The 20,446-nt window shown below is 63.6% G+C and carries 20 protein-coding genes; 6 read left to right on the plus strand and 14 right to left on the minus strand.

Annotated elements, in window-relative coordinates; all coding sequences use genetic code 11:
* Positions 1-20: 20 nt before the first annotated feature.
* The 11 genes from rapZ to ACS7SF_RS12175 form a co-directional block, all read right to left on the minus strand.
* The gene (gene rapZ / locus ACS7SF_RS12125; protein ID WP_426396827.1) at positions 21-911 is read right to left on the minus strand and encodes an RNase adapter RapZ; all 891 of its coding nucleotides are present in this window, start codon (positions 909-911) and stop codon (positions 21-23) included.
* 92 nt (positions 912-1,003) lie between these two features.
* Positions 1,004-1,345, minus strand: coding sequence for a PsiF family protein (locus tag ACS7SF_RS12130; protein WP_439890016.1), 342 nt, complete (start codon positions 1,343-1,345; stop codon positions 1,004-1,006).
* A 184-nt stretch (positions 1,346-1,529) separates the two neighbouring features.
* A complete protein-coding gene (hprK, locus tag ACS7SF_RS12135) occupies positions 1,530-2,504 on the minus strand; it encodes an HPr(Ser) kinase/phosphatase (RefSeq protein ID WP_366174061.1) in 975 nt (324 codons plus the stop codon).
* A 72-nt stretch (positions 2,505-2,576) separates the two neighbouring features.
* Positions 2,577-3,032 carry a PTS IIA-like nitrogen regulatory protein PtsN gene (ptsN, locus tag ACS7SF_RS12140; RefSeq protein WP_439890017.1) on the minus strand — a complete coding sequence of 152 codons (456 nt, stop codon included), beginning with the start codon at positions 3,030-3,032 and terminating at the stop codon, positions 2,577-2,579.
* Between the two features lie 348 nt (positions 3,033-3,380).
* Positions 3,381-3,734 carry a ribosome hibernation-promoting factor, HPF/YfiA family gene (gene hpf / locus ACS7SF_RS12145; protein WP_426396832.1) on the minus strand — a complete coding sequence of 118 codons (354 nt, stop codon included), beginning with the start codon at positions 3,732-3,734 and terminating at the stop codon, positions 3,381-3,383.
* Positions 3,735-3,785: 51 nt separating this feature from the next.
* Positions 3,786-5,294, minus strand: coding sequence for an RNA polymerase factor sigma-54 (locus ACS7SF_RS12150; protein ID WP_439890018.1), 1,509 nt, complete (start codon positions 5,292-5,294; stop codon positions 3,786-3,788).
* Between the two features lie 108 nt (positions 5,295-5,402).
* On the minus strand, positions 5,403-6,191 hold the full coding sequence (gene lptB, locus ACS7SF_RS12155) for an LPS export ABC transporter ATP-binding protein (protein WP_439890019.1): 789 nt from the start codon (positions 6,189-6,191) through the stop codon (positions 5,403-5,405).
* 26 nt (positions 6,192-6,217) lie between these two features.
* On the minus strand, positions 6,218-6,793 hold the full coding sequence (lptA, locus tag ACS7SF_RS12160) for a lipopolysaccharide transport periplasmic protein LptA (RefSeq protein WP_439890020.1): 576 nt from the start codon (positions 6,791-6,793) through the stop codon (positions 6,218-6,220).
* Positions 6,794-6,851: 58 nt separating this feature from the next.
* The gene (gene lptC / locus ACS7SF_RS12165; protein WP_439890021.1) at positions 6,852-7,484 is read right to left on the minus strand and encodes an LPS export ABC transporter periplasmic protein LptC; all 633 of its coding nucleotides are present in this window, start codon (positions 7,482-7,484) and stop codon (positions 6,852-6,854) included.
* 4 nt (positions 7,485-7,488) lie between these two features.
* Complete coding sequence (locus ACS7SF_RS12170; RefSeq protein WP_439890022.1) at positions 7,489-8,076, minus strand: KdsC family phosphatase; 588 nt, start codon at positions 8,074-8,076, stop codon at positions 7,489-7,491.
* A gap of 16 nt (positions 8,077-8,092) precedes the next feature.
* Complete coding sequence (locus tag ACS7SF_RS12175) at positions 8,093-9,076, minus strand: KpsF/GutQ family sugar-phosphate isomerase (protein WP_439890023.1); 984 nt, start codon at positions 9,074-9,076, stop codon at positions 8,093-8,095.
* Between the two features lie 333 nt (positions 9,077-9,409).
* Between ACS7SF_RS12175 and ACS7SF_RS12180 the strand changes: the two genes are divergently transcribed.
* Positions 9,410-11,389, plus strand: coding sequence for a cation:proton antiporter domain-containing protein (locus ACS7SF_RS12180; RefSeq protein WP_439890024.1), 1,980 nt, complete (start codon positions 9,410-9,412; stop codon positions 11,387-11,389).
* 9 nt (positions 11,390-11,398) lie between these two features.
* Here the strand turns inward: ACS7SF_RS12180 and ACS7SF_RS12185 are convergent, their stop codons facing one another.
* Together ACS7SF_RS12185 and ACS7SF_RS12190 are read right to left on the minus strand one after the other, a co-directional pair.
* The gene (locus ACS7SF_RS12185; RefSeq protein WP_439890025.1) at positions 11,399-11,803 is read right to left on the minus strand and encodes a ribbon-helix-helix domain-containing protein; all 405 of its coding nucleotides are present in this window, start codon (positions 11,801-11,803) and stop codon (positions 11,399-11,401) included.
* 51 nt (positions 11,804-11,854) lie between these two features.
* On the minus strand, positions 11,855-12,433 hold the full coding sequence (locus ACS7SF_RS12190; protein WP_439890026.1) for a DJ-1/PfpI family protein: 579 nt from the start codon (positions 12,431-12,433) through the stop codon (positions 11,855-11,857).
* Positions 12,434-12,556: 123 nt separating this feature from the next.
* Between ACS7SF_RS12190 and ACS7SF_RS12195 the strand changes: the two genes are divergently transcribed.
* The 5 genes from ACS7SF_RS12195 to ACS7SF_RS12215 all read left to right on the plus strand — a co-directional run bounded on the left by ACS7SF_RS12195 (position 12,557) and on the right by ACS7SF_RS12215 (position 17,297).
* Positions 12,557-13,165 (plus strand): adenine phosphoribosyltransferase, encoded by a 609-nt coding sequence (locus ACS7SF_RS12195; RefSeq protein ID WP_439890027.1) that lies wholly within the window; start codon positions 12,557-12,559, stop codon positions 13,163-13,165.
* Between the two features lie 120 nt (positions 13,166-13,285).
* A complete protein-coding gene (locus tag ACS7SF_RS12200; RefSeq protein WP_439890028.1) occupies positions 13,286-13,906 on the plus strand; it encodes a LysE family translocator in 621 nt (206 codons plus the stop codon).
* A gap of 25 nt (positions 13,907-13,931) precedes the next feature.
* Entirely contained in the window at positions 13,932-15,602 is a 1,671-nt protein-coding gene (locus ACS7SF_RS12205) for a Na/Pi cotransporter family protein (RefSeq protein WP_439890029.1), read from the plus strand.
* Positions 15,603-15,845: 243 nt separating this feature from the next.
* Positions 15,846-16,733: a hypothetical protein gene (locus ACS7SF_RS12210; protein WP_439890030.1), complete on the plus strand. Its 888-nt coding sequence runs from the start codon at positions 15,846-15,848 to the stop codon at positions 16,731-16,733.
* Positions 16,734-16,745: 12 nt separating this feature from the next.
* Positions 16,746-17,297 carry a hypothetical protein gene (locus ACS7SF_RS12215; RefSeq protein ID WP_439890031.1) on the plus strand — a complete coding sequence of 184 codons (552 nt, stop codon included), beginning with the start codon at positions 16,746-16,748 and terminating at the stop codon, positions 17,295-17,297.
* Positions 17,298-17,428: 131 nt separating this feature from the next.
* Here ACS7SF_RS12215 and uvrA read toward each other — a convergent pair whose 3' ends face one another.
* Complete coding sequence (uvrA, locus tag ACS7SF_RS12220) at positions 17,429-20,293, minus strand: excinuclease ABC subunit UvrA (protein ID WP_439890032.1); 2,865 nt, start codon at positions 20,291-20,293, stop codon at positions 17,429-17,431.
* Between the last annotated feature and the right edge of the window lie 153 nt (positions 20,294-20,446).

Here is a 20,446-nt window from a genome sequence, read left to right on the forward strand (position 1 = left end):
TTCGCGTGACGCCGCGCGGCTCAGCCGTCTACGGCCAATTCGCGGTGGCGGACTAACACATTACCATGCGCGCGGAAGTACGTGGCAAGCCGTTCCGCGATATACACGGAACGATGCTGGCCCCCCGTGCAGCCGATCGCGACGGTCAGGTAGCTACGGTTGTCGGCGATGAAACTCGGCAGCCACTTTTCCACGTAGGCGCGGATATCTTCTGCCATCGCCAGCACCATGGGCTGGCTTTGCAGGAAGTCGATGACGGGCTGGTCGCGGCCGGTGAGCGGGCGCAGTTGCGTGTCGTAGTACGGGTTGGGCAGCGAGCGCACGTCGAAGACGAGGTCGGCGTCCGTGGGCACGCCGTGCTTGAAGCCGAACGATTCGAACATCAACGTGATGTCGTGCGGCTCGTCGCTGATGAATTCCTTGATGTATGCGCGCAGGGCGTTGGTGCGCAGCGTGCTGGTGTCGATGCGGTGCGCCGGGTCAGCCAGCGGGCTGAGCAGTTCGCGCTCCATCTCGATGGCTTCGATGAGGGACGTGTCGGCGTCCTTGGCGCTGGCGGGCGAGCCGGTCACATCGGGCCGGCCATTGCGGATCGACAACGGGTGACGGCGCCGTGTTTCTGAATAGCGCTGCACCAGGGCGTTGGTGCTCGCCGTCAGGAACAGCATGCGCACGTCGTGTTCCTTGCGCAGCGTGGTGATGGTCTCCGGCACCTTGCGCAGCGACTCTCGGCTGCGGATATCGGTGGCGACGCCCAGATGCGTATAGCCCTGGTCTGCCAGATAGCGCGCCAGTTCGGGGATGAACTGCGCAGGCAGGTTGTCCACGCAGTAGTAGCCTGCGTCTTCGAGCACGTTCAGGGCGACTGACTTCCCCGAACCCGACATGCCGGTGATGAGAGTAATGCGCATGACGCGAGGATAGCATTCCTCTGTGGCAAACCAGCGACCAACAAAAAAGGCGGCCGGTGTGGCCGCCTTTCTGCGTCAAGCCAAGCGGAGGCTCAGCCCTTCGAGAGGCACGCTTTCTGGGCGTTCTTGTACTCGTCGCCCTTCTTGCCCTTGTTGGCCTTGGAGCAGGAGGCCATCTTTTCCTGTTGGGTCATCGGCTTGGCAGCGGCCGCCGGCTTGTCCGACAGGCAGCCCTTCATGAACGCCTTGCGTTCGTCGCCCTTCTTGCCGGCGGCGTCCATGTTGCATTGCTTCATCTTGTCTTGCTGCGAATTCTTGGCGGCGGGCGCAGCTGCCGGTGCTGCCGGAGCGGCGGCCGGTGCGCTGCTCTGGGCGAAAGCCTGGCCGGCGAGGAACGGGAGCGCCAGGGCGCAAGCGGCAATCAGTTGTTTCATCGTGGTTTCTCCTTGGGTACCGACAGAAGAGCGGGCGAATGTGTCACCGCGCTCGCGATGAACGGCGCCGCGAGTGTGCCCGGCGCATTCCCCTCCACAACGGTGATGCCGCATGCCGGGTTGACGTTTCGCCACGAAAACTAGGGTAAAACCCGGCAGATCGCGAAACTTTGTAGCAGCTTTGTTAAAGCAAACGCCCCTGCGGAGAGTGCGATGCCGCTTCCGCCAGCATGGCGGCGCGTTGGCGGTCCATGAAGTCACGCAGCGTGTCGATGCCGCGCAGGCGCAGGATGGTGTTGCGCACGGCGGCCTCCACCAGCACGGCCAAGTTGCGGCCGGCGGCCACTTGGATCTTCACCATGTGGATCGGCAAGCCGAGCACGTCGAGGTACTGCGAGTCGAGCGGCAGGCGTTCAAACTCACCGTCATTGCGGCGCACCAGTTGCACGATCAGCTTGATCTTCATCTTCCGGCGCACCGCCGTCTCACCGAAGATTGTCTTGATGTCGAGCAGGCCCAGGCCGCGCACTTCCAGCAGGTTCTGCAGCAGCGGCGGGCAGCGGCCCTCAATGAAATCCGGCCCCAGGCGCACGAAGTCGACAGCGTCATCGGCCACCAGGCCGTGGCCGCGCGAGATCAACTCCAGCCCCAGTTCGCTCTTGCCGAGGCCCGAATCGCCCATGATCAGCACGCCCATGCCGAGGATGTCGAGAAACACCCCATGCATCGTCACGCGTGGCGCCGAGATGCGCGACAGATACAGCCGCAGATGATCAATCACCGCCGCCGATGAAATCGGCGACGTGAACAGCGGCGTGGACGAACGCGTGCAGCGCAGCTCCAGATCCGGCGGCGGGTCCACGCCGTCGGCCACCACGAGGAACGGCGGCTCCAGCAGGATCAGCTCGCCCATCTGGCGCTTGCGGTTTTCTTCCGACAGACGCTGGTAGTAGGTGATCTCGGGTTTGCCGAGCACCTGGATACGGTTCGGGTGGATCAGGTTCAAGTGCCCGACCAGGTCAGCCGCAGATGTCGCTTCTTTAGCGAAATCCACGTCGAATGCGCGGTCCGCGCCCTCCAGGCCGGCGACCCACGACAGCTTCAGATCGGCTGCGTTGTCGTCAAAAATCGATTGGGCGGTAACGCCAGTCAGTTCCATAGCAGGGCACGGTGCGCCGTTGGGGCGAGGAGCGTTCGCAATCGGTTGCGCGCAGCCCCGATTGCGCCGCGCTCAAGGCCGCCAGTCGGTCAGTAGCTGGTGAATCGCCTCGGGCGACGGCAGGGTGGCAAGGCCTTCCCGCATTTCGCGGTCGGACAGTAGCTGGGCGATTTCTGAGAGGATTTCCAGATGCTGCTGGGTGGCCTGTTCTGGCACCAGCAGGAAGATCAGCAGGGAAACCGGCTTGCCGTCAGGCGACTCGAACGGCACCGGCTCGGACAGCCGCATGAACGCGGCCAGCGGTTGCTTGAGCCCCTTGATGCGGCCGTGCGGGATGGCCACGCCGGCGCCCAGGCCCGTTGAGCCAAGCGATTCGCGTGCGAACAGGTTGTCGGTGACAATGGCGCGCGCCACGCCATGGTTGTTCTCGAACAGCAGACCAGCCTGTTCAAATACCCGCTTCTTGCTGGTTACGCTGACGTCGAGGGTGATGTTCCCGGGCGGCAGCAGTTTGGCCAAGCGATTCATGTGTAATGCGTGAAATGAGCGGCGTCCTTCTGCACCAAATTGGCGCGCGGACAATCGGGTCATTATAGACCACGCGTCGCGCGGCTTTGTGCGGCGCACCAGTGGCGTACCGCGCAGGGCAGAGAGGCGAATCCCCCAGGGCTGCAAATGGCCGGTGCTGGCATGTTACGCCTGCGCATCGACCCTGTTTTAGCTGGCGCCGCGCCGAAATCCGCGCCACGCCAAGCATTCATACTTTGGTCAGATTTTAGCCCGACTTAATTCCGATGCAATCGGAATCGTCAGGAATGCACCACGGCATAAAAAAACCGCGCCATCCGAGGGCGCGGTTTTTTGTGGTGCCGTTGGCTATTGCTGCATCTGCACGGCCTGGAAAGCCTCGTGCTTCACGCTGCTGCGGTCGTGGCTTTGCACGCGGTCCTTGTACTTGATCACTTGCCTGTCCAGCTTATCGACGAGTAGGTCGATGGCCGCATAAAGATCTTCATGGTGTGATTCAACGAAGACGTCTTTACCCTTGAGGTGCAGGTTGATTTCCGCGTACTGACGCCGATCCTTCTCCTTGTGGTTATCGACCGATAGCAATACGCTGACGCCAATCACCTGATCGAAGTGCCTGATCACACGCTCCAGTTTCGTTTCCACGTACTCACGCAACGCGGGCGTGATGTCCAGGTGGTGTCCACTGAGTTTGAAGTTCATAGCGGTTCTCCTTCTCACGGATGGGCCGCACCGGAACTGCCCGCGATGCGGCTATAAAGACTTACGCAGATTCACTGCTGGGATCTTCAGGGCTTCGCGGTACTTGGCCACCGTCCGACGGGCCACCACGAATCCTTGTTCGCCTAACAGCTCGGCAATTCTGCTATCGGACAGAGGATTCTTCGGGTCTTCGGCTCCTACAAGTTGCTTGATGAGCGCGCGTATCGCAGTGGATGACGCGGCCCCGCCGGTTTCCGTCGATACATGGCTGCCGAAGAAGTACTTCAGCTCAAACGTCCCCATTGGGGTGGCCATGTACTTGTTGGTCGTCACACGGGAGATCGTGGACTCGTGTAGACCCAGCGTATCAGCTATTTCCCGCAAAACCAAGGGGCGCATGGCGATTTCACCGTGCGTGAAAAAGCTCTTTTGACGTTCGACAATGGCTTGCGAGACGCGCAGGATCGTGTCGAAGCGCTGTTGAATATTCTTGATCAGCCAGCGAGCTTCCTGCAGCTTCTGCTGCAGATTTGCGGCCCCCGATTCGCCGCGGCTGCTGCGCAGGATCTGCGCATACATGTCGTTGATGCGCAGACGCGGCATGACGTCGGGGTTCAGTTGTGCCATCCAGCCCGCGCTCGTTTTGCGCACGACGACATCGGGCACCACGAAGTCGGCTTCTGCGCGGCCAAACGCATGACCGGGGAATGGTGCCAATGAACGAATGAGTTCATGTGCGGCCTTCAGTGCAGGCTCATCGACGGAGAGCGCTTTCTTCAGTCGCGTGTAGTCGCGTGCGGCCAGCAGCTCGAGATGTTGATTGACGATGATGAGCGCGAGCGCCTTCGCCGGTGAGTCGAGCCGCTGCAGTTGCAGCGTCAGGCATTCGGCCGCCGATCGTGCGCCGATGCCGGCCGGATCAAAGCTCTGGAGCATGCGCAGCGCAGCCTGCAACTCGTCGAGTTCGACTTCGAGTTCGGCGGGGAGGTCGGTGAGGATCTCGTCGAGTGTGGCGGAGAGATAGCCTTCGTCGTCGAGCGATTCGATCAGGAAGATGACAAGGCCCTTGTCACGCATCGACAGCTTGAGCGGCGCGAGTTGCTCCATGAGGAACTCGCGCATCGAGGGCTCGGCTTCACGCAATTGCAGCGGGGCGCGATCGTCTTCGTCGGATTGCGGCTTGCGGGCGAAATCGTCGAGGCTCCAGTCGGAGCGGTCGGAGCCGTAATCGCTGTCGAAGTCGGCGCTGCTGTCGTTGCTCTCGTAGCTGTTGTCGGAGGCGTTGCTGCCGTCGGCCCCGTTGGGTGATGGCGGCGGCGATTCGGTGGGCAGCGGGGTGGCGCTGTTGCTCTGCAACGCGTTGACGGAGCCGTCGGCGCCGATGCGCGCGGAGGTGTCGAGCCACTCGTTTTCCCGCTCCAGCAGCGGGTTTTCGGTCAGTGCCTGCTCAACTTCCTGCTGCAGTTCGATGGTCGACAACTGCAGCAGCCGGATGGACTGCTGCAACTGCGGCGTGAGCGCCAGGTGCTGAGAGAGACGGAGCTGGAGCGACTGTTTCATGCGGCCTATTCTATGCCCAACCGCCAGTCGATGGAACGGATTTTGCTTTAAGGTGCGCCCTTACCACGCCCCTCCGACCGTCCTTACGGCGTAGGCGTGCGGCGTGACTTACATCCGGAAGTTGTCGCCCAGATAGACCTTGCGCACATCCTCGTTTTCGATGATCTGCTCGGGCTGGCCAGCGGCCAGCACAGTGCCTTCGCTGATGATGTAAGCGTGATCGCAGATGCCCAGCGTTTCGCGCACGTTGTGATCGGTGATGAGCACGCCGATGTTGCGGTCTTTCAGGAAGCTGACGATGCGCTGGATTTCGCCCACGGCGATCGGGTCCACGCCGGCAAATGGTTCATCGAGCAGGATGAAGCGCGGCGACGAAGCCAGCGCGCGGGCAATTTCCACGCGGCGGCGCTCGCCACCCGAAAGCGACAGCGCGGGGTTGTCGCGCAGGTGAGCGATCTGCAGATCGTCGAGCAGCGCATCGAGGCGGCGGTTGACTTCGGCGGGCGTGAGCTTCTTGCCGTCCTGCTCCTGCAACTCGAGCACGGCGCGGATGTTTTCCTGCACGTTGAGCTTGCGGAACACCGACGCTTCCTGCGGCAGATACGAGAGCCCCATGCGCGCGCGCTGGTGGATCGGCAGGCGGCTGATGTGCTGGCCGTCGAGCACGATGTCGCCAGCATCCAGCGCCACCAGGCCGACGATCATGTAGAACGAAGTGGTTTTGCCCGCGCCGTTGGGCCCGAGCAGGCCGACCACCTCGCCGCTCTTCACATCAAGCGACACGTCCTTCACCACCGTGCGCGTGCCGTAGCGCTTCTTCAGATGGCGAACGACCAGCGTACTGGAGGTCGTGGCCTGCGGCGCAGCGGTTTTGGGGGCGAGGGTGGTGGCGGACATAGGCGAAGCGAAAAAGGCGGTACGGATCAGGGCTTGGGAGCGGGCGTGGCCGGCGTGCTGGTACGCGGAGCCAGGACAGCGCGCACGCGGCCCGAAGGGTTGGCAGAAGTCGCGTTCTCGGCGCCGCCCGAGGCGGTGTAGAACTCCTTCTGGCCGTCGTACGTGATGACGGCGCCGCGGATCTCGTCGAGTTGCGTGGCGCCTTGCAGGCGTTCCATGCGGGCGCGGCTGATCAGCTTGGAGATCTCTTGCTTGCCGTCGTATTCGATGCGTTCGCCCCAGCCCTGGATGTACTCGTCGACGTTGTCGCGCTTCTGGCGGATGAACGCCAGATTGCCGGGCTTGGAGGTGGCCACCGCGTAGTTGTAGCCCTCCGGATCGGTGCGCAGATCGGCGGCATCGGAGCGCAGCACCATCGTGCCCTTGGTGAGCACCACGTTGCCGGTCAGGTGGTAGACCTGCTTCAGATCGTCGTAGCTGGCGTTGTCGGCTTCGAGCACGAGCGGCTTGTCGCGGTCGGAGCGTTCGGCGTGCGCGGGCAGGGCCGGAAGCAGCAGCGCAGCGACGATGGCGAGGCCGGCAGCACGGAGGGAATCAGTCATGGAGATCAAGTCAGAGAAGAGCGCGGTCGATGGGCGTTTTCAACTGTGGGGGTGAAGTCTACGGCTTCGGGCCCCCCAGCCCTTCGATCCGGCCGCGCACATTGCCCAGCAATTGTACTTGGCGCGTCACGTTGTTGAAGACGAGGCCGTTGGCGTTCATGACGGACGGCCCGCGATGCAGCTCGACGGGCTTGTCGGTGCGCACGACGTCGTCGTTGAGCAGCACCTGGAAGTAGGTCGAATCGGCCGTCATCAGCGGGTCCTGGCGGGCGTCGGGCCCTTGTGCGCGGATGACCTTGGCGTTGTTGTACAGGTCGATGATGGTGCCATCGCCGTTCATCTTGCCCAGATCGGCGCGCGCGGTGACCTGCGGCCGATCGGGTGCATACACACGCAGCGCCGGGAAGGTGACGTCGTAGGTCAGGTCGTCCTCATAGTGGTTCATGTGGACGCCGGTGAAGCGGTATTTGGTGGCGCCGGTTTCGTCCAGCGCGGTGGCCGAGATCCCGTCCATCGTGTAATCGGCGACGTGGCGCTTGGGCTGCGTGGCGGTTTCGTCGGTTTGCGGGGTGTTGACCTGCACGAGCAGGAACGTGACGCCGCAGACGATCGCCATCAGCAGGATCGGCAGCCCGCGCAGCATGATCTGCAGCACGGAGGAAACGAGGCGTTGGGAGCGTTCGTTGGCCATGTGATCAGAATGTTTGCGGGGCCTGCTGCAGCACTTGCGCGAGCAGGACGTCGTAGGCGCCTTGCGCCTTGAGGATCAGGTCGGCGACTTCGCGCACGGCACCGCGGCCGCCTGTTGCCTGGGCGACGTAGTGGGCGCGGTTCCGCAGTTCCACGTGAGCCTGGGCGGGGCAGGCGGCAAAGCCTACCAGCGCCATCACCGGCAAATCGGGCCAGTCGTCGCCCATGTAGCCCGCGTCGGTCGGTTGCAGTTCGGTAGCGGCCAGCAGGTGGGCGAAGGCCTCACGCTTGTCGGCTACGCCTTGGTACAGATGCTCGATGCCGAGTTCCCCGGCACGCCAGGCCACAATCTCGGATTGTCGGCCGGTGATGATGGCCGACGTGATGCCGGCCTGCGCCAGCAACTTGATGCCGTGGCCGTCGAGCGTGTCGAAGGCCTTGCTGATCTCGCCTTCGGGGCCGACCAGCAGGCGGCCGTCAGTCAGCACGCCATCCACGTCGAACACCATCAGGCGCACGCGCGCGGCGCGTTCCATCGCCTGCGGAAAGCGTGCGTCGATGTTGCTGTGGACAGGATCAGCCGGGGTGGTCATCAGCGGCGTGGGCGGGTCAGATGACCTTGGCGCGCGTCAGGTCGTGGATGTGCAGCGCGCCCACCAGCAGGCCGGCGGCATCGACCACCAGCAGCTGATTGATGCGGTGCGTTTCCATCACTTCGACGGCTTCCACGGCGAGCTGATCTGGGCCAATCGAACGCGGATTGCGATGCATGACTTCATGCATCGGCACGGTGCGCCAGTCGCGCGGGGTTTCCAGCAGGCGGCGCAGGTCACCGTCGGTGAAGACGCCCACGGCGCGGCCATCGGCATCGACCACGGCGGTCATGGCCATGCCCTTGCGGGTGATTTCCATCAGCGCCTGCGACAGCGGCGTGTCTTCGTTTACGCGCGGGATGGCATCGCCGGCGCGCATGACGTCGCGTACGTGCGTCAGCAGCTTGCGGCCGAGCGAGCCGCCCGGGTGCGAGCGGGCAAAATCCTCTGCGCCGAAGCCGCGTGCGTCGAGCACGGCCACGGCCAGCGCGTCACCCAGCGCGATCTGTGCGGTGGTGCTGGCGGTGGGGGCGAGATTCAGCGGGCAGGCTTCGACGTCGACGTGCGAGTTGAGCACCACGTCGGCGTGCTTGCCGAGCGAGGACTCGGGGTTGCCGGTCACGGCGATCAGCTTGGCGCCCAGCCGCTTGACCAGCGGCAGGATGGCGTTCAGCTCCGACACTTCGCCGGAATTGGAGAAGCCGATGAAGACGTCGTCGCGCGTGACCATGCCGAGGTCGCCGTGGCTGGCTTCGGCGGGGTGCACGAAGAAGGCCGGCGTGCCGGTCGAGGCCAGCGTGGCGGCAATCTTGCGCGCGATGTGACCTGATTTGCCCATGCCGGACACGACCACGCGGCCGGTGCAGCTGAGCACCATTTCGACCGCGCGCGCAAAGTCGGCGGACACCTGGGATTTGAGGCCGAGCACGGCTTGCGCTTCGATGTCGAAGGTCTGCTGGGCCAGCGCCAGTGCTCGATCCGGATTGAAATTCGCTATCATGGCGGCGAAGTATAACAACGATTGACACAGGGCCCCGGCCGCCTACCGCGTTGTTTGGCAAGGTTTGGCATGCGTGGGCGCTGGCCTTGCGGGGGAGTTGCGGAGCGTGCGGGCGCTCCGTTTTGCTGCGCCGCGGCATTCGGCTTTCCAACCCCTTTCCTTCCCGCCGCCACGCCGTCATTTTTTGCTCTGCGGCGTCCCGCGTATCGCGTTCTTCGTTTATATCCTGGCATCGGTCTTGCAGCGCCTGCGTGCTTGTTTGTGCACGCACCGTCCTGATGCGCGGGTGCTGTCCCTCCTGTCCAACCCCTTTCGATTGGTTTTTCGCGCCGCATGCATTCGCCGCTGGAACTCGCCCTCGTATTGTTGGCCGCCGCCGTGATCGGCGTGGTGCTGTTCCGCATGCTGCAACTGCCGCCGATGCTGGCCTACCTGGTGGTGGGCGTGCTGATCGGGCCGAAAGCGACGGGGTTGGAGTCCGATTCCGCCCAGACGCGCTATCTGGCCGAGTTTGGGGTGGTGTTCCTGATGTTCTCGATCGGGCTGGAGTTCAACCTCTCCAAGCTGCGTTCGATGCGGCGGCTGGTGTTGGGGTTGGGCGCGTCGCAGGTGGTGCTGACCATGCTGCTGACGATTCCAGTGTCGCTGCTGCTGTCGCACTGGTATCCGCTGTCTTGGCAGGCGGGGCTGGCGCTGGGCGGTGCGCTGGCCATGTCGTCCACGGCCATCGTCTCGAAGATGCTGGCCGAGCGCCTGCAGCTGGAAACCGAGCACGGCCGCAACATCATCAGCGTGCTGCTGTTCCAGGATCTGGCGGTGGTGCTGCTGCTGATCGTGGTGCCATCCCTGGGCAAGAACCCGAGCGACTTAATGCTGGCGCTGTCGGTCGCAGCGCTGAAGATCACCATCGCGCTAGTGTTGATCCTGTTCCTGGGGCAGAAGCTGTTGTCGCGCTGGTTCCACCTGGTGGCGGCGCGGCGCTCGCAAGAGCTGTTCATGCTGAACCTGCTGCTGGTGACGCTGGGCATGGCGGCACTCACGGAACGCCTGGGCCTGTCGATGGCGCTGGGCGCGTTCCTGGCCGGCATGCTGGTGTCGGAAACGCCCTACAAGCTGCAGGTGGAAGAAGACATCAAGCCGTTCCGCGACGTGCTGCTGGGGCTCTTCTTCGTGACGGTGGGCATGCTGCTGGACCCCCGCGTGGTGGTCGATCACTGGGCCTTGGTGCTGGCGCTGGTGGCAGGGCCGGTGCTGTTCAAGTTTGTGCTGATTGCATTGCTGGCGCGCGCGTTTGGCTCGGGCGGCGGTGCGGCCATCCGTACTGCGTTGGGGCTGGCGCAGGCCGGCGAATTCGGCTTCGTGCTGCTCAACCAGATCGACGGGCTCCACCTGATCGACCCGCTGCTCGGCCAGGCGATTCTGGCGGCGATGCTGCTGTCGATGCTGCTGGCGCCGTTCCTGATTCAATACAGCGACGTGATCGCCATGCGGCTGTCGCGCACGGACTGGCTGATGCAATCGCTGGCGATGACGAAGATCGCCGCGCAGAGCATCGCCACCGAGCGCCACGTCATCATCTGCGGCTATGGGCGCAGCGGCCAGAACCTGGCACACATGGTGGAGCAGGAGGGCATCGGCTATATGGCGCTGGACCTGGACCCCGACCGCGTGCGCGATGCCGCAGCCGCGGGTGAACACGTGGTCTACGGCGATGCGGCGCGGCGCGAGTCGCTGGTGGCGGCGGGTATCCACCGTGCGGCGGCGGTCGCCATTACGTATGCCGATACAGCGTCTGCGCTGAAGGTGCTGCACCACGTGCAGGCGCTGGAGCCGACGCTGCCCGTGATCGTGCGCACGATTGACGATGCAGACCTGGACCGGCTGCAGCAGGCGGGCGCCACCGAGGTCGTCCCGGAAATCATTGAGGGGAGCCTGATGCTGGCGTCGCATGCGCTGGTGCTGCTGGGCGTGCCGCTGCGCCGCGTGGTGCGCCGCGCACAGGAAATGCGCGACGCGCGCTACAGCCTGCTGCGCGGCTACTTCCACGGCCAGGACGACGAAGAAGACATGCTCGAGCGCGAGGCTGTGCGTCTGCACTCGGTTCCGCTGTCGGAGGGCTCGCCGGCCATCGGCCGCAAGCTGGGCACCATGGGGCTGGAAACGTTCAAGACCTCAGTCACCGCGATCCGCCGGCAAGGCATTCGCGCCATCGACCCCGAGCCGGACACGGTGCTGGAGCAGGGCGATATCGTCGTGCTGCGCGGTACGCCCGAAAGCTTGCAGATGGCGGAGGAGCGGCTGTCACCGCGTTGATGTCAGCGCTTATTTGACGAGCGTTTCGAGCAGCGGCCCGCGGGAGCGGCGCGGTGGCGGGGCGTCGGCCATGCTGGGCGGTAGGCCATCCAGCACGGTGGCGGCATCAAGGGAGCGGATCGACACGCGGGTATCGGCCGGAATCCGGCCATCCTGCTGCAGCATCAGGTAGCGCAGGCAGCAGACGCGCAGGAACGAGGCGAAGTTCGCCACCTCGCCGCGCCGCTCGAGCTGCTCGTCATAGAGCTTGCTGATGAGCTGGTTGACCGTCAGGCCGTCGCGCTGGCCGATTTCCTCCAGCACCTCCCAGAACAGGCACTCCAGCCGCACGCTGGTCGCCACGCCGTGCAGGCGTAGCGAACGCGCGAGGCTGTCGTACGAGTGAGGGTTGGCGCGGATGAAGATTTCGCACATGGCCGGGCTCTCCTGAAAGCGCCCCCGGACGGCGACCGGCGGGCAGCCGGATCAGTGTAGGACCCGCGTGCCCAGGACTTCAAGAAACTGTGCGAGCCACGCCGGATGTGCCGGCCACGCTGGCGCGGTCACGAGCTTGCCGTCGGTATGGGCCTGGTCGACGGGGGTGTCCTTGAAGGTGCCGCCCGCCGCCGTGACTTCTGGGCCACATGCCGGATACGCCGAGCATGCCTTGCCCTCCAACACGCCCGCTGCCGACAGCAACTGCGCGCCATGGCAGATGGCCGCGATGGGCTTGTCCGCGCTGGCGAAGTGCCGCACGACGTCGAGCACGCGGGCATTCAGGCGCAGGTATTCGGGCGCGCGGCCGCCGGGCACGACAAGTGCGTCATAGGCGGCAGGGTCAATGTCGGCAAAGCTCGCATTGACGGTGAACCGGTGGCCCGGCTTTTCGGAGTACGTCTGCGCGCCCTCGAAATCGTGGACAGCCGTGGCAACCGAGTCGCCGGCTTTCTTGTCAGGGCAGACGGCGTGCACCGTGTGGCCGACCATCTGCAGCGCCTGGAAGGGGACCATGACTTCGTAGTCTTCCACGTAGTCGCCTACCAGCATCAGAATTTTCTTAGCCATCGCCGTGTCTCCTGTATGGTTGCAATCCGAGGTAACAACCGGCCCATTGTGGTGCGGTGCCCATCGGCCCGGGTGGTAGCCCATTACCGCAGACCACGTTTTCCCCGTTTTTTCGTTCTTGCCATGAGCCAAGTCCCGCACAATCAGGCTGCGTTGCTGACGCCGTCGTCCGTTCCCGCCTCGACCGAACTCGGCGATGTGTCGCGCTATCTGCGTGACCGTATCCGCACGGTGCCGGACTGGCCGCAGGCCGGTGTGATGTTTCGCGACATCACACCGCTGCTGCAGGACCCGAAGAGCCTGCGCGTGCTGGTGGACGTGTTCATTCATCGCTACATGGGGCAGGGGCTGAACTTGGTGGCGGGCATCGATGCGCGCGGCTTCATCCTCGGCTCGATCGTGGCGTATGAGCTGAACCTGGGCTTCGTGCCGATCCGCAAGAAGGGCAAGCTGCCGTTCAACACGGTGGCCGAGGAGTACATGCTCGAGTACGGCAGCGCGACAGTGGAGATCCACGCCGATGCGTGCAAGCCTGGCGACCGCGTTCTGCTGATCGACGACCTGATCGCCACCGGCGGCACGATGATGGCCGGCAAGCGCCTGCTCGAACGTCTGGGCGCGACGGTGGTGGAGGGCGCGGCGATTGTCGATCTGCCCGAACTGGGCGGCTCGGAACTGCTGATCGAAGGCGGCTTGCCGCTCTTTACGGTGTGCCGTTTCGACGGACACTGACGCCCTAAAGCGATGCCGCCGCATACGCTCATGTGACAAAAGTATGACGGCGTGTTGCCGGGCGCGGTAGCATCGTTTCTTCCGCATTCTTTTCTTTTCTTCGCTGCCAGGAGGCCGTCGATGCCCCATGTGTTGCTGTTTCTGCTCGCCTCCATCGCCATTACGGTGATGCCTGGGCCGGACAACCTGCAGGTGATTGCGCGTGGCGCGAGCCAGGGCCGCAAAGCTGGCCTGGCAGCGGCAGCGGGATTTGCATCGGGCTGCCTGTTCCACACGACGTTTGCGGCGTTGGGGCTGGCGGCGGTGTTGCAGTCGTCGCCCCTGGCGTTCCAGGCGATCCGCTGGCTGGGCGCGGCCTATCTGATCTGGCTTGGTATCCAGGCGCTGCGCAGCAAGGGCGGCGTGGGCCTGAAGCAGGCGGATGCTCAGGCGGCGCCAGACCTGGGGCAGGTGTTCCGCCAGAGCGTTTTCGCCAATCTGCTCAACCCGAAGGTGACGCTGTTCTTCGTGGTGTTCCTGCCGCAATTCGTGGATGCGCAGGCCGGCCATGCAGCGTTGCAGATGCTGCTGCTGGGCGGCATCTTCATGGCGCAGACCGTTGTGGTGTTCAGCTTGTATGGCTGGTGCGCGGCGGCGCTGGGTGGCTGGATGCGCCGCACGCCGCGCGCATCGCTGTGGCTGGATCGCGTGAGCGGTTGCATCTTCATTGGGTTGGGTTTGCGCGTGGCGTTGACTAAGTAATAAGCAATAGGCGCCACAAGAATCGATGATTACGCTGCTCAAACTCCTCTCCGGTGTGGCCCTGCTGGTGTGGGGCACCCAGACCGTCAAGGTCGGCATGCTGCGCTTGTATGGCGCGGACCTGCGCCGCCTGCTGTCGCGCAGCGTGTCGAACCGGTTTTCCGCGCTGCTGGCCGGCATCGGCGTGACGTGCCTGGTGCAGAGCAGTAACGCCACGGCCACCATCGTTGGGGCGTTTGTCGCACAGGGGCTGATGAGCGTGTCGGCGGCGCTGGCGATTCTGCTGGGCGCCAATGTGGGCACGGCGCTGATGGCACAGGTGTTTGCCCTGGACTTGTCGTGGCTGTCGCCGCTGTTGATCTTCTTTGGCGTGATCCTGCACCTGTCGCGCAAGGGCAGCCCGGTCGGGCATTTCGGGCGCGTGCTGATCGGCCTGGGGCTGATCATGATGGCGCTGGAGTTGATCTCGGTGGCCTCCAGCCCGATGGTCGAGGCGAATGCGCTGCGCGTGCTGCTTGGGTCCATCTCGTCGGACACCGGACTGAACATGCTGATCGGCGCGGTGCTCACGCTGCTGTGCTACTCGAGCCTGGCCGTGGTGCTGTTTTGCGCGACGCTGGCGACATCCGCTGCCGTCTCCGTCAAGGTGGCGTTTGCGATTGTGCTGGGCGCGAACATCGGCAGTGCCGTCGCCGCGCTGGCGACCACGCCGTCATCGAGTCAGGCCGCACGCCGAGCGACCTTGGGCAACCTGCTCTCGCGCATGTTGGGCGCGGCACTGGTGCTGCCGTTCCTGGGTAAGCTGGCCGAACTGGCGCCGCACGCGGGCGTGGCGCTGCAGCACGTGGTGGTGGCGTTCCATGTGCTGTTCAACGTGGCGCTGGCGGCGCTGCTGATCGGGTTGACCGAATCGATGGCGAAGCTGTGCGCGCGCATCCTGCCGGGTGGTGCGCATATCGATGATCTGGTCGCGCCGCGCTATCTCGATCCGTCCGCGCTTGCCACGCCCACCCTTGCGCTGGGCAATGCGTCGCGCGAGGTACTGCGCATCGGCGATCGCGTCGAACACATGCTCGACAACACTCTGCGCGTGCTCAAGACCAACGACGTGCGCCTGCTGCAGTCCACCCGCGCCATCGACGACGAGGTCGATGCGCTGTACACCGCCATCAAGCTCTACCTCACGCAGCTCAGCCACGAGGCGCTGGACGCGCGCGAAGGCAAGCGCTGGGCCGACATCATTTCGCTCACGATCAACCTGGAGCATGCCGGCGACATTCTTGACCGTCTGCTGCAGGACGTGCGCGAGAAGAAGATCGCGCACAAGCTGGCGTTTTCCGAGGCCGGCATGCAGGAGCTGGAAGACATGCATGCGCGGCTCGTCATCAACCTCAAGCTCGCACTGTCGGTTTTCTTGACGGGCGACCTGCGCAGCGCGCAGAAGCTGATGCTGGAAAAGGCGCACTTCCGCGATCTGGAGAAACGGTATTCGCGCAGCCACCTCACGCGTGTGTCCGCGCAGACCGCCGAGAGCATCGAAACCAGCTCGCTGCATCTGGACATCATCAGCGATTTCAAGCGGCTGAATTCGTTGTTCTGCGCGGCGGCGTATCCGGTGCTGGATGAGGCGGGGGCGTTGAATCGCAGCCGGATGAAGGACCCGGAAGAGAGCGCTGCCTCGGCGGCGGAAGCCTAAATCTCGTCCCCGGCGCTTGGCACGTCCGCAAGAACCAACGGTATGGCGCGTATGGTCACCGGCTGGTTGCGCGCAAGCTGTAACGTGGCCTCTCGCTTCCTGGCCATCCTCCTCACACGCGAATTCGGAAATGGCTGATTGAGTCGGTCGTCGATTTGCTTCCCAATATGCGGCTTCCCATTGCAATCATGTTGCGTGGACCCATACGGAGGCCCCATCTTGGCGTGCGCTGACCACACTTGCTTGATCTGCTATCCGAATGGTGGCGGGCAAGCGTTCCCGTTTGATGAGCAACTGCGCCTTGTTGGCCAAGGCGGAGAACCCGCGTGCTACCTCCCCTATGTCATTTCGCTGGGCGATGGCACGAAACTCTCGGGGACGACGGACGGGGAGGGGTGTACGGAGCGTTTCGGTACGTTGCAGCCCACCACCGTCATGGCCATCACGCTGTCGCCACCGTCTTCTGTACACGCCTGTATGTGTTGCAACACGTCGGTTAGCCACATAGCCGTGGAGCGCTGCTACGTCAAATCTGAAACCAAGATGATTGCTACCACCAACGACACGTGCGTCGGTGAATCCGTCGTCGATGTCGTCATCCCCGAAGGAGAGAAGCGGGCGCTGACCACGGGTGAAATCAATATGGCCCGTTCTGTATTCGGGCGAGGGATTGATTACAGCAAGGTTTGGGTCCACCACGGGGGCTGGTGGCTGTTCATGGGCATGCAGGACAAAAATACGGCGGTCACGCCCAATGGGGAGATGTATTACCCCAAGAACCTTTACCAGCACAATTTTTCCTCTTCATCGATAGACCCGGCATGGCGCGCGCTATTCATTCATGAAAGGGCGCACGTCTGGCAGTATCAAATGGGATACCCGGTCAAATGGAAAGGACTAACGGTGACGAGCCGCGGGCCATCGGCGTACGTCTACCGTTTGAAGCCAGACAGTCGGCTGGCTGACTTCAACATGGAGCAGCAGGGAAATATCATGTCGGACTACTACATGATTTGCGTTTTCGGAAATTCAGAGATGGCTTTCAATCCAGGGGGAGATGCAGATCTTCTTCGCAATGTGATGGAGCCATTTGTCGAGAGTCCACTCGACAAGAGTCATCTTCCTGGCTAAGGAGGGGGCTCCATGAAATCGCTCATTCTTGTTGCTGGTTTGCTGACGGCTTTGTTGGGTTTCGACGGTGCGTCGGCAACCTCATCCCTCCCCAATGCTGTGGATATCCGGGAAGTCGATGGTGCCCCCGCCGCGTGTCTACCTCTGACAGATGCAGAGACTATCGAGCTGCAGGAGGCTTACGTCGTGGAGAGTTTGCCGCGGACCGGCGAGAAGAAGCGTCAATGGGCGCTCGAACTCGCGCCTGAGGGAAAGCCAATGTTGCTGCGTCCTGGGGAGTGCGTGGTTTTCAACAGACCTGTCAGCGGATACAGCCAAGGAGGCGGGCTCAGGCAGGTGGAGGAGGGGGAAACCTATACGTTTGTGCTTCAGCGCGGAGGAAACTTCAAACGAGGGTGGAGCCCAAATTACATCGGGTGGCTTTGTGTAACGCGCTTGCCCGACCAGCACTTGGCTTACCCAGCCTACGTAAGGCACGCAAATGGAACGATGACGTATCCGCCGTGCGCGCGTCGTCGCATCGGCGGACCACCGGCGCCAGATGGCATCGTTCCGTCAGAGTAACGGCCGTTACCAACGCTTAGCTCAGTGATTCGGATAGCTGTCGCCCTGGCAACAACATGCGCGGGCGCAGCCACGGAGTCAGGGTTGTTGGGCGCATCGAATGACCGGTGCGCCCTGCTCAGCAGAACGACCTATTTGCGCTTAAGCAGCGGCGCCAGGTACTTGCCCGTAAAGCTCGCCTTGCTCTTCGCCACATCCTCCGGCGTGCCCTTGGCGATGATCTGACCGCCGCCGGCGCCGCCTTCCGGCCCGAGGTCGATCAACCAGTCCGCCGTTTTGATCACGTCGAGGTTGTGCTCGATGATGACGATCGTGTTGCCGTGGTCGCGCAGCTTGTAGATGACCTTGAGCAGCAGCTCGATGTCGTGGAAGTGCAGACCGGTGGTCGGTTCATCCAGGATGTAGAGCGTGCGGCCGGTGTCGCGCTTCGATAGCTCCAACGACAGCTTCACGCGCTGCGCCTCGCCGCCCGAGAGCGTCGTCGCCGATTGCCCCAGGCGGATGTAGCCGAGGCCCACGTCGAGCAGCGTCTGCAGCTTGCGGCGCACCACCGGCACGGGCGCGAAGAACTCGTGTGCCTGCTCGACCGTCATCTCCAGCACTTCGGTGATGTTCTTGCCCTTATAGAGCACCTCGAGCGTTTCGCGGTTGTAGCGCTTGCCGTGGCACACGTCGCAGGGGACGTACACGTCGGGCAGGAAGTGCATCTCGACCTTGAGCACGCCATCGCCCTGGCAGGCCTCGCAACGGCCGCCCTTGACGTTGAACGAGAAGCGGCCCGGGTCGTACCCGCGCTCCTTGGCCGACGGCACGCCCGCAAACAACTCGCGGATGGGCGTGAAGAGGCCCGTGTACGTGGCCGGGTTGGAGCGCGGTGTGCGGCCGATTGGCGACTGGTCGACGTTGATGACCTTGTCGAAATGCTCGAGCCCATCGATGCGATCGTGCGGCGTGGGCTCCGGCGTGGAGCCATACAGATGGCGCGCCACTGCGTGATACAGCGTGTCGTTGATCAGCGTCGACTTGCCCGAACCCGACACGCCCGTGATGCAGGTCAGCAGCCCGATGGGGATCTCCGCCGACACGTTCTTGAGGTTGTTGCCCGTGGCATTGATGATGCGCAGCCAGCGTTCGTCATCCGGCGCAGTGCGCTGCTTCGGCACTTCAATCCGGCGCTTGCCCGAGAGGTAATCGCCCGTGAGCGATGCGGGCGATTGCTCGATCTGCTGCGGCGTGCCTTCCGCGATGATTTGGCCACCGTGCACGCCAGCGCCGGGGCCGATGTCGACCACGTAATCCGACGCGCGGATCATGTCTTCATCGTGCTCGACCACCAGCACCGAGTTGCCGAGGTCGCGCAGGTGCTTGAGCGTGCCGATCAGGCGATCGTTGTCGCGCTGGTGCAGGCCGATCGATGGCTCGTCCAGCACGTACATCACCCCGGTCAGCCCCGAGCCGATCTGCGAGGCGAGTCGAATGCGCTGCGCCTCGCCGCCCGACAGCGTATCGGCGCTGCGCTCCAGCGAGAGGTAATCCAGCCCGACGTTGTTCAGGAAGTTCAGGCGCGCGCTGATCTCCTTGACGATCTTGTCGGCGATCTCGCGCTTGGCGCCGTGCATGTTCAGCGTCAGGAAATACGTGAGCGCGTCGCGCAGCGGCCAGCCGTTGATCTCGTAGATGCCGCGCGCCTGATCGGCCTCGCCAATCTTGACGAAACGGGCCTCGCGGCGCAGGCGGGTGCCGTGGCATTCGGGGCACTGCTGGTTGTTCTGGTACTTGGCCAGCTCTTCGCGCACGGCGATGGAGTCGGTCTCTTTGTAGCGCCGTTCCAGATTGGGGATGATCCCCTCGAACGCGTGCTCGCGCACGGTGGTTCGACCTTTTTCGTTGATGTACGTGAACGGGATCTGCTGCTTGCCCGAGCCGTGCAGCACGATCTGTTGGATTTCGGCCGACAGCTCTTCAAACGCGACATCGATGTCGACGTCGTAGAACGCCGCCAGGCTTTGCAGCATCTGGAAGTAGAACTGGTTGCGGCGGTCCCACCCCTTGATGGCGCCAGACGCCAGCGACAGGTTGGGGAAAGCCACCACGCGCTTCGGATCGAAGAAGGTGATCTGGCCCAGGCCGTCGCAGTGCGGGCAGGCGCCCATCGGGTTGTTGAACGAGAACAGCCGCGGCTCCAGCTCCTGCAGCGAATACGAGCAGATCGGGCAGGCGAACTTGGAGCTGAAACCGTGCTCCTTGCCCGTGTCCATTTCCAGCGCGATGGCGCGGCCGTCGGCCAGGCGCAACGCGGTTTCGAACGATTCGGCCAGACGCTGCTTGAGTTCCGGATTGACCTTCACGCGGTCGACCACCACCTCGATCGAGTGCTTGTCGTTCTTCTTCAGCGTGGGCAGGTTGTCGACTTCGTAGACCTTGGCTTCCGCCTCGTGCGCCGTGCCGCCCCCCGAGCGGATGCGAAAGCGCACGAAACCCTGCGCCTGCATCGCTTCAAACAGGTCGACATGCTCGCCCTTGCGGTTGGCCACCACGGGCGCCAGGATCATCAGCTTGGTGTCGGCCGGCAGCGCCAGCACGGCATCGACCATTTGCGACACGCTTTGCGCTTCCAGCGGCTGGCCGTGGTCCGGGCAATACGGCGTGCCGGCGCGGGCGTACAACAGACGCAGGTAGTCGTGGATCTCGGTGACAGTGCCCACCGTCGAGCGCGGGTTGTGACTCGTTGCCTTCTGTTCGATGGAGATGGCCGGCGATAGACCTTCGATCAGGTCGACGTCTGGTTTTTCCATCAGCTGCAGGAACTGCCGGGCATACGCCGACAGCGATTCCACATAGCGCCGCTGCCCCTCCGCGTACAGCGTGTCGAACGCGAGCGACGACTTGCCCGACCCCGAGAGCCCGGTGATCACGACCAGCTGATTGCGCGGCAGATCGAGGTTGATGTTCTTCAGGTTGTGGGTACGGGCCCCACGAATCTTGATTTCGTCCATGTGCGGCTTTCGCCTCGCGAGCCGCCTGCCAAGCTGGGTGCGGCAATGGGCGGAGGGGGGTGAAAAAGGGTAAGCCTGCTAATATACCGAACTTCGGTTTTGCGGGTAGCTGCGCTCACATGGGGCAACCCGCCAGGCTGTTCAAGTGTCCTT

The organism is Ralstonia sp. 25C (assembly GCF_051904805.1).
In the GTDB taxonomy this organism is placed as follows: domain Bacteria; phylum Pseudomonadota; class Gammaproteobacteria; order Burkholderiales; family Burkholderiaceae; genus Ralstonia.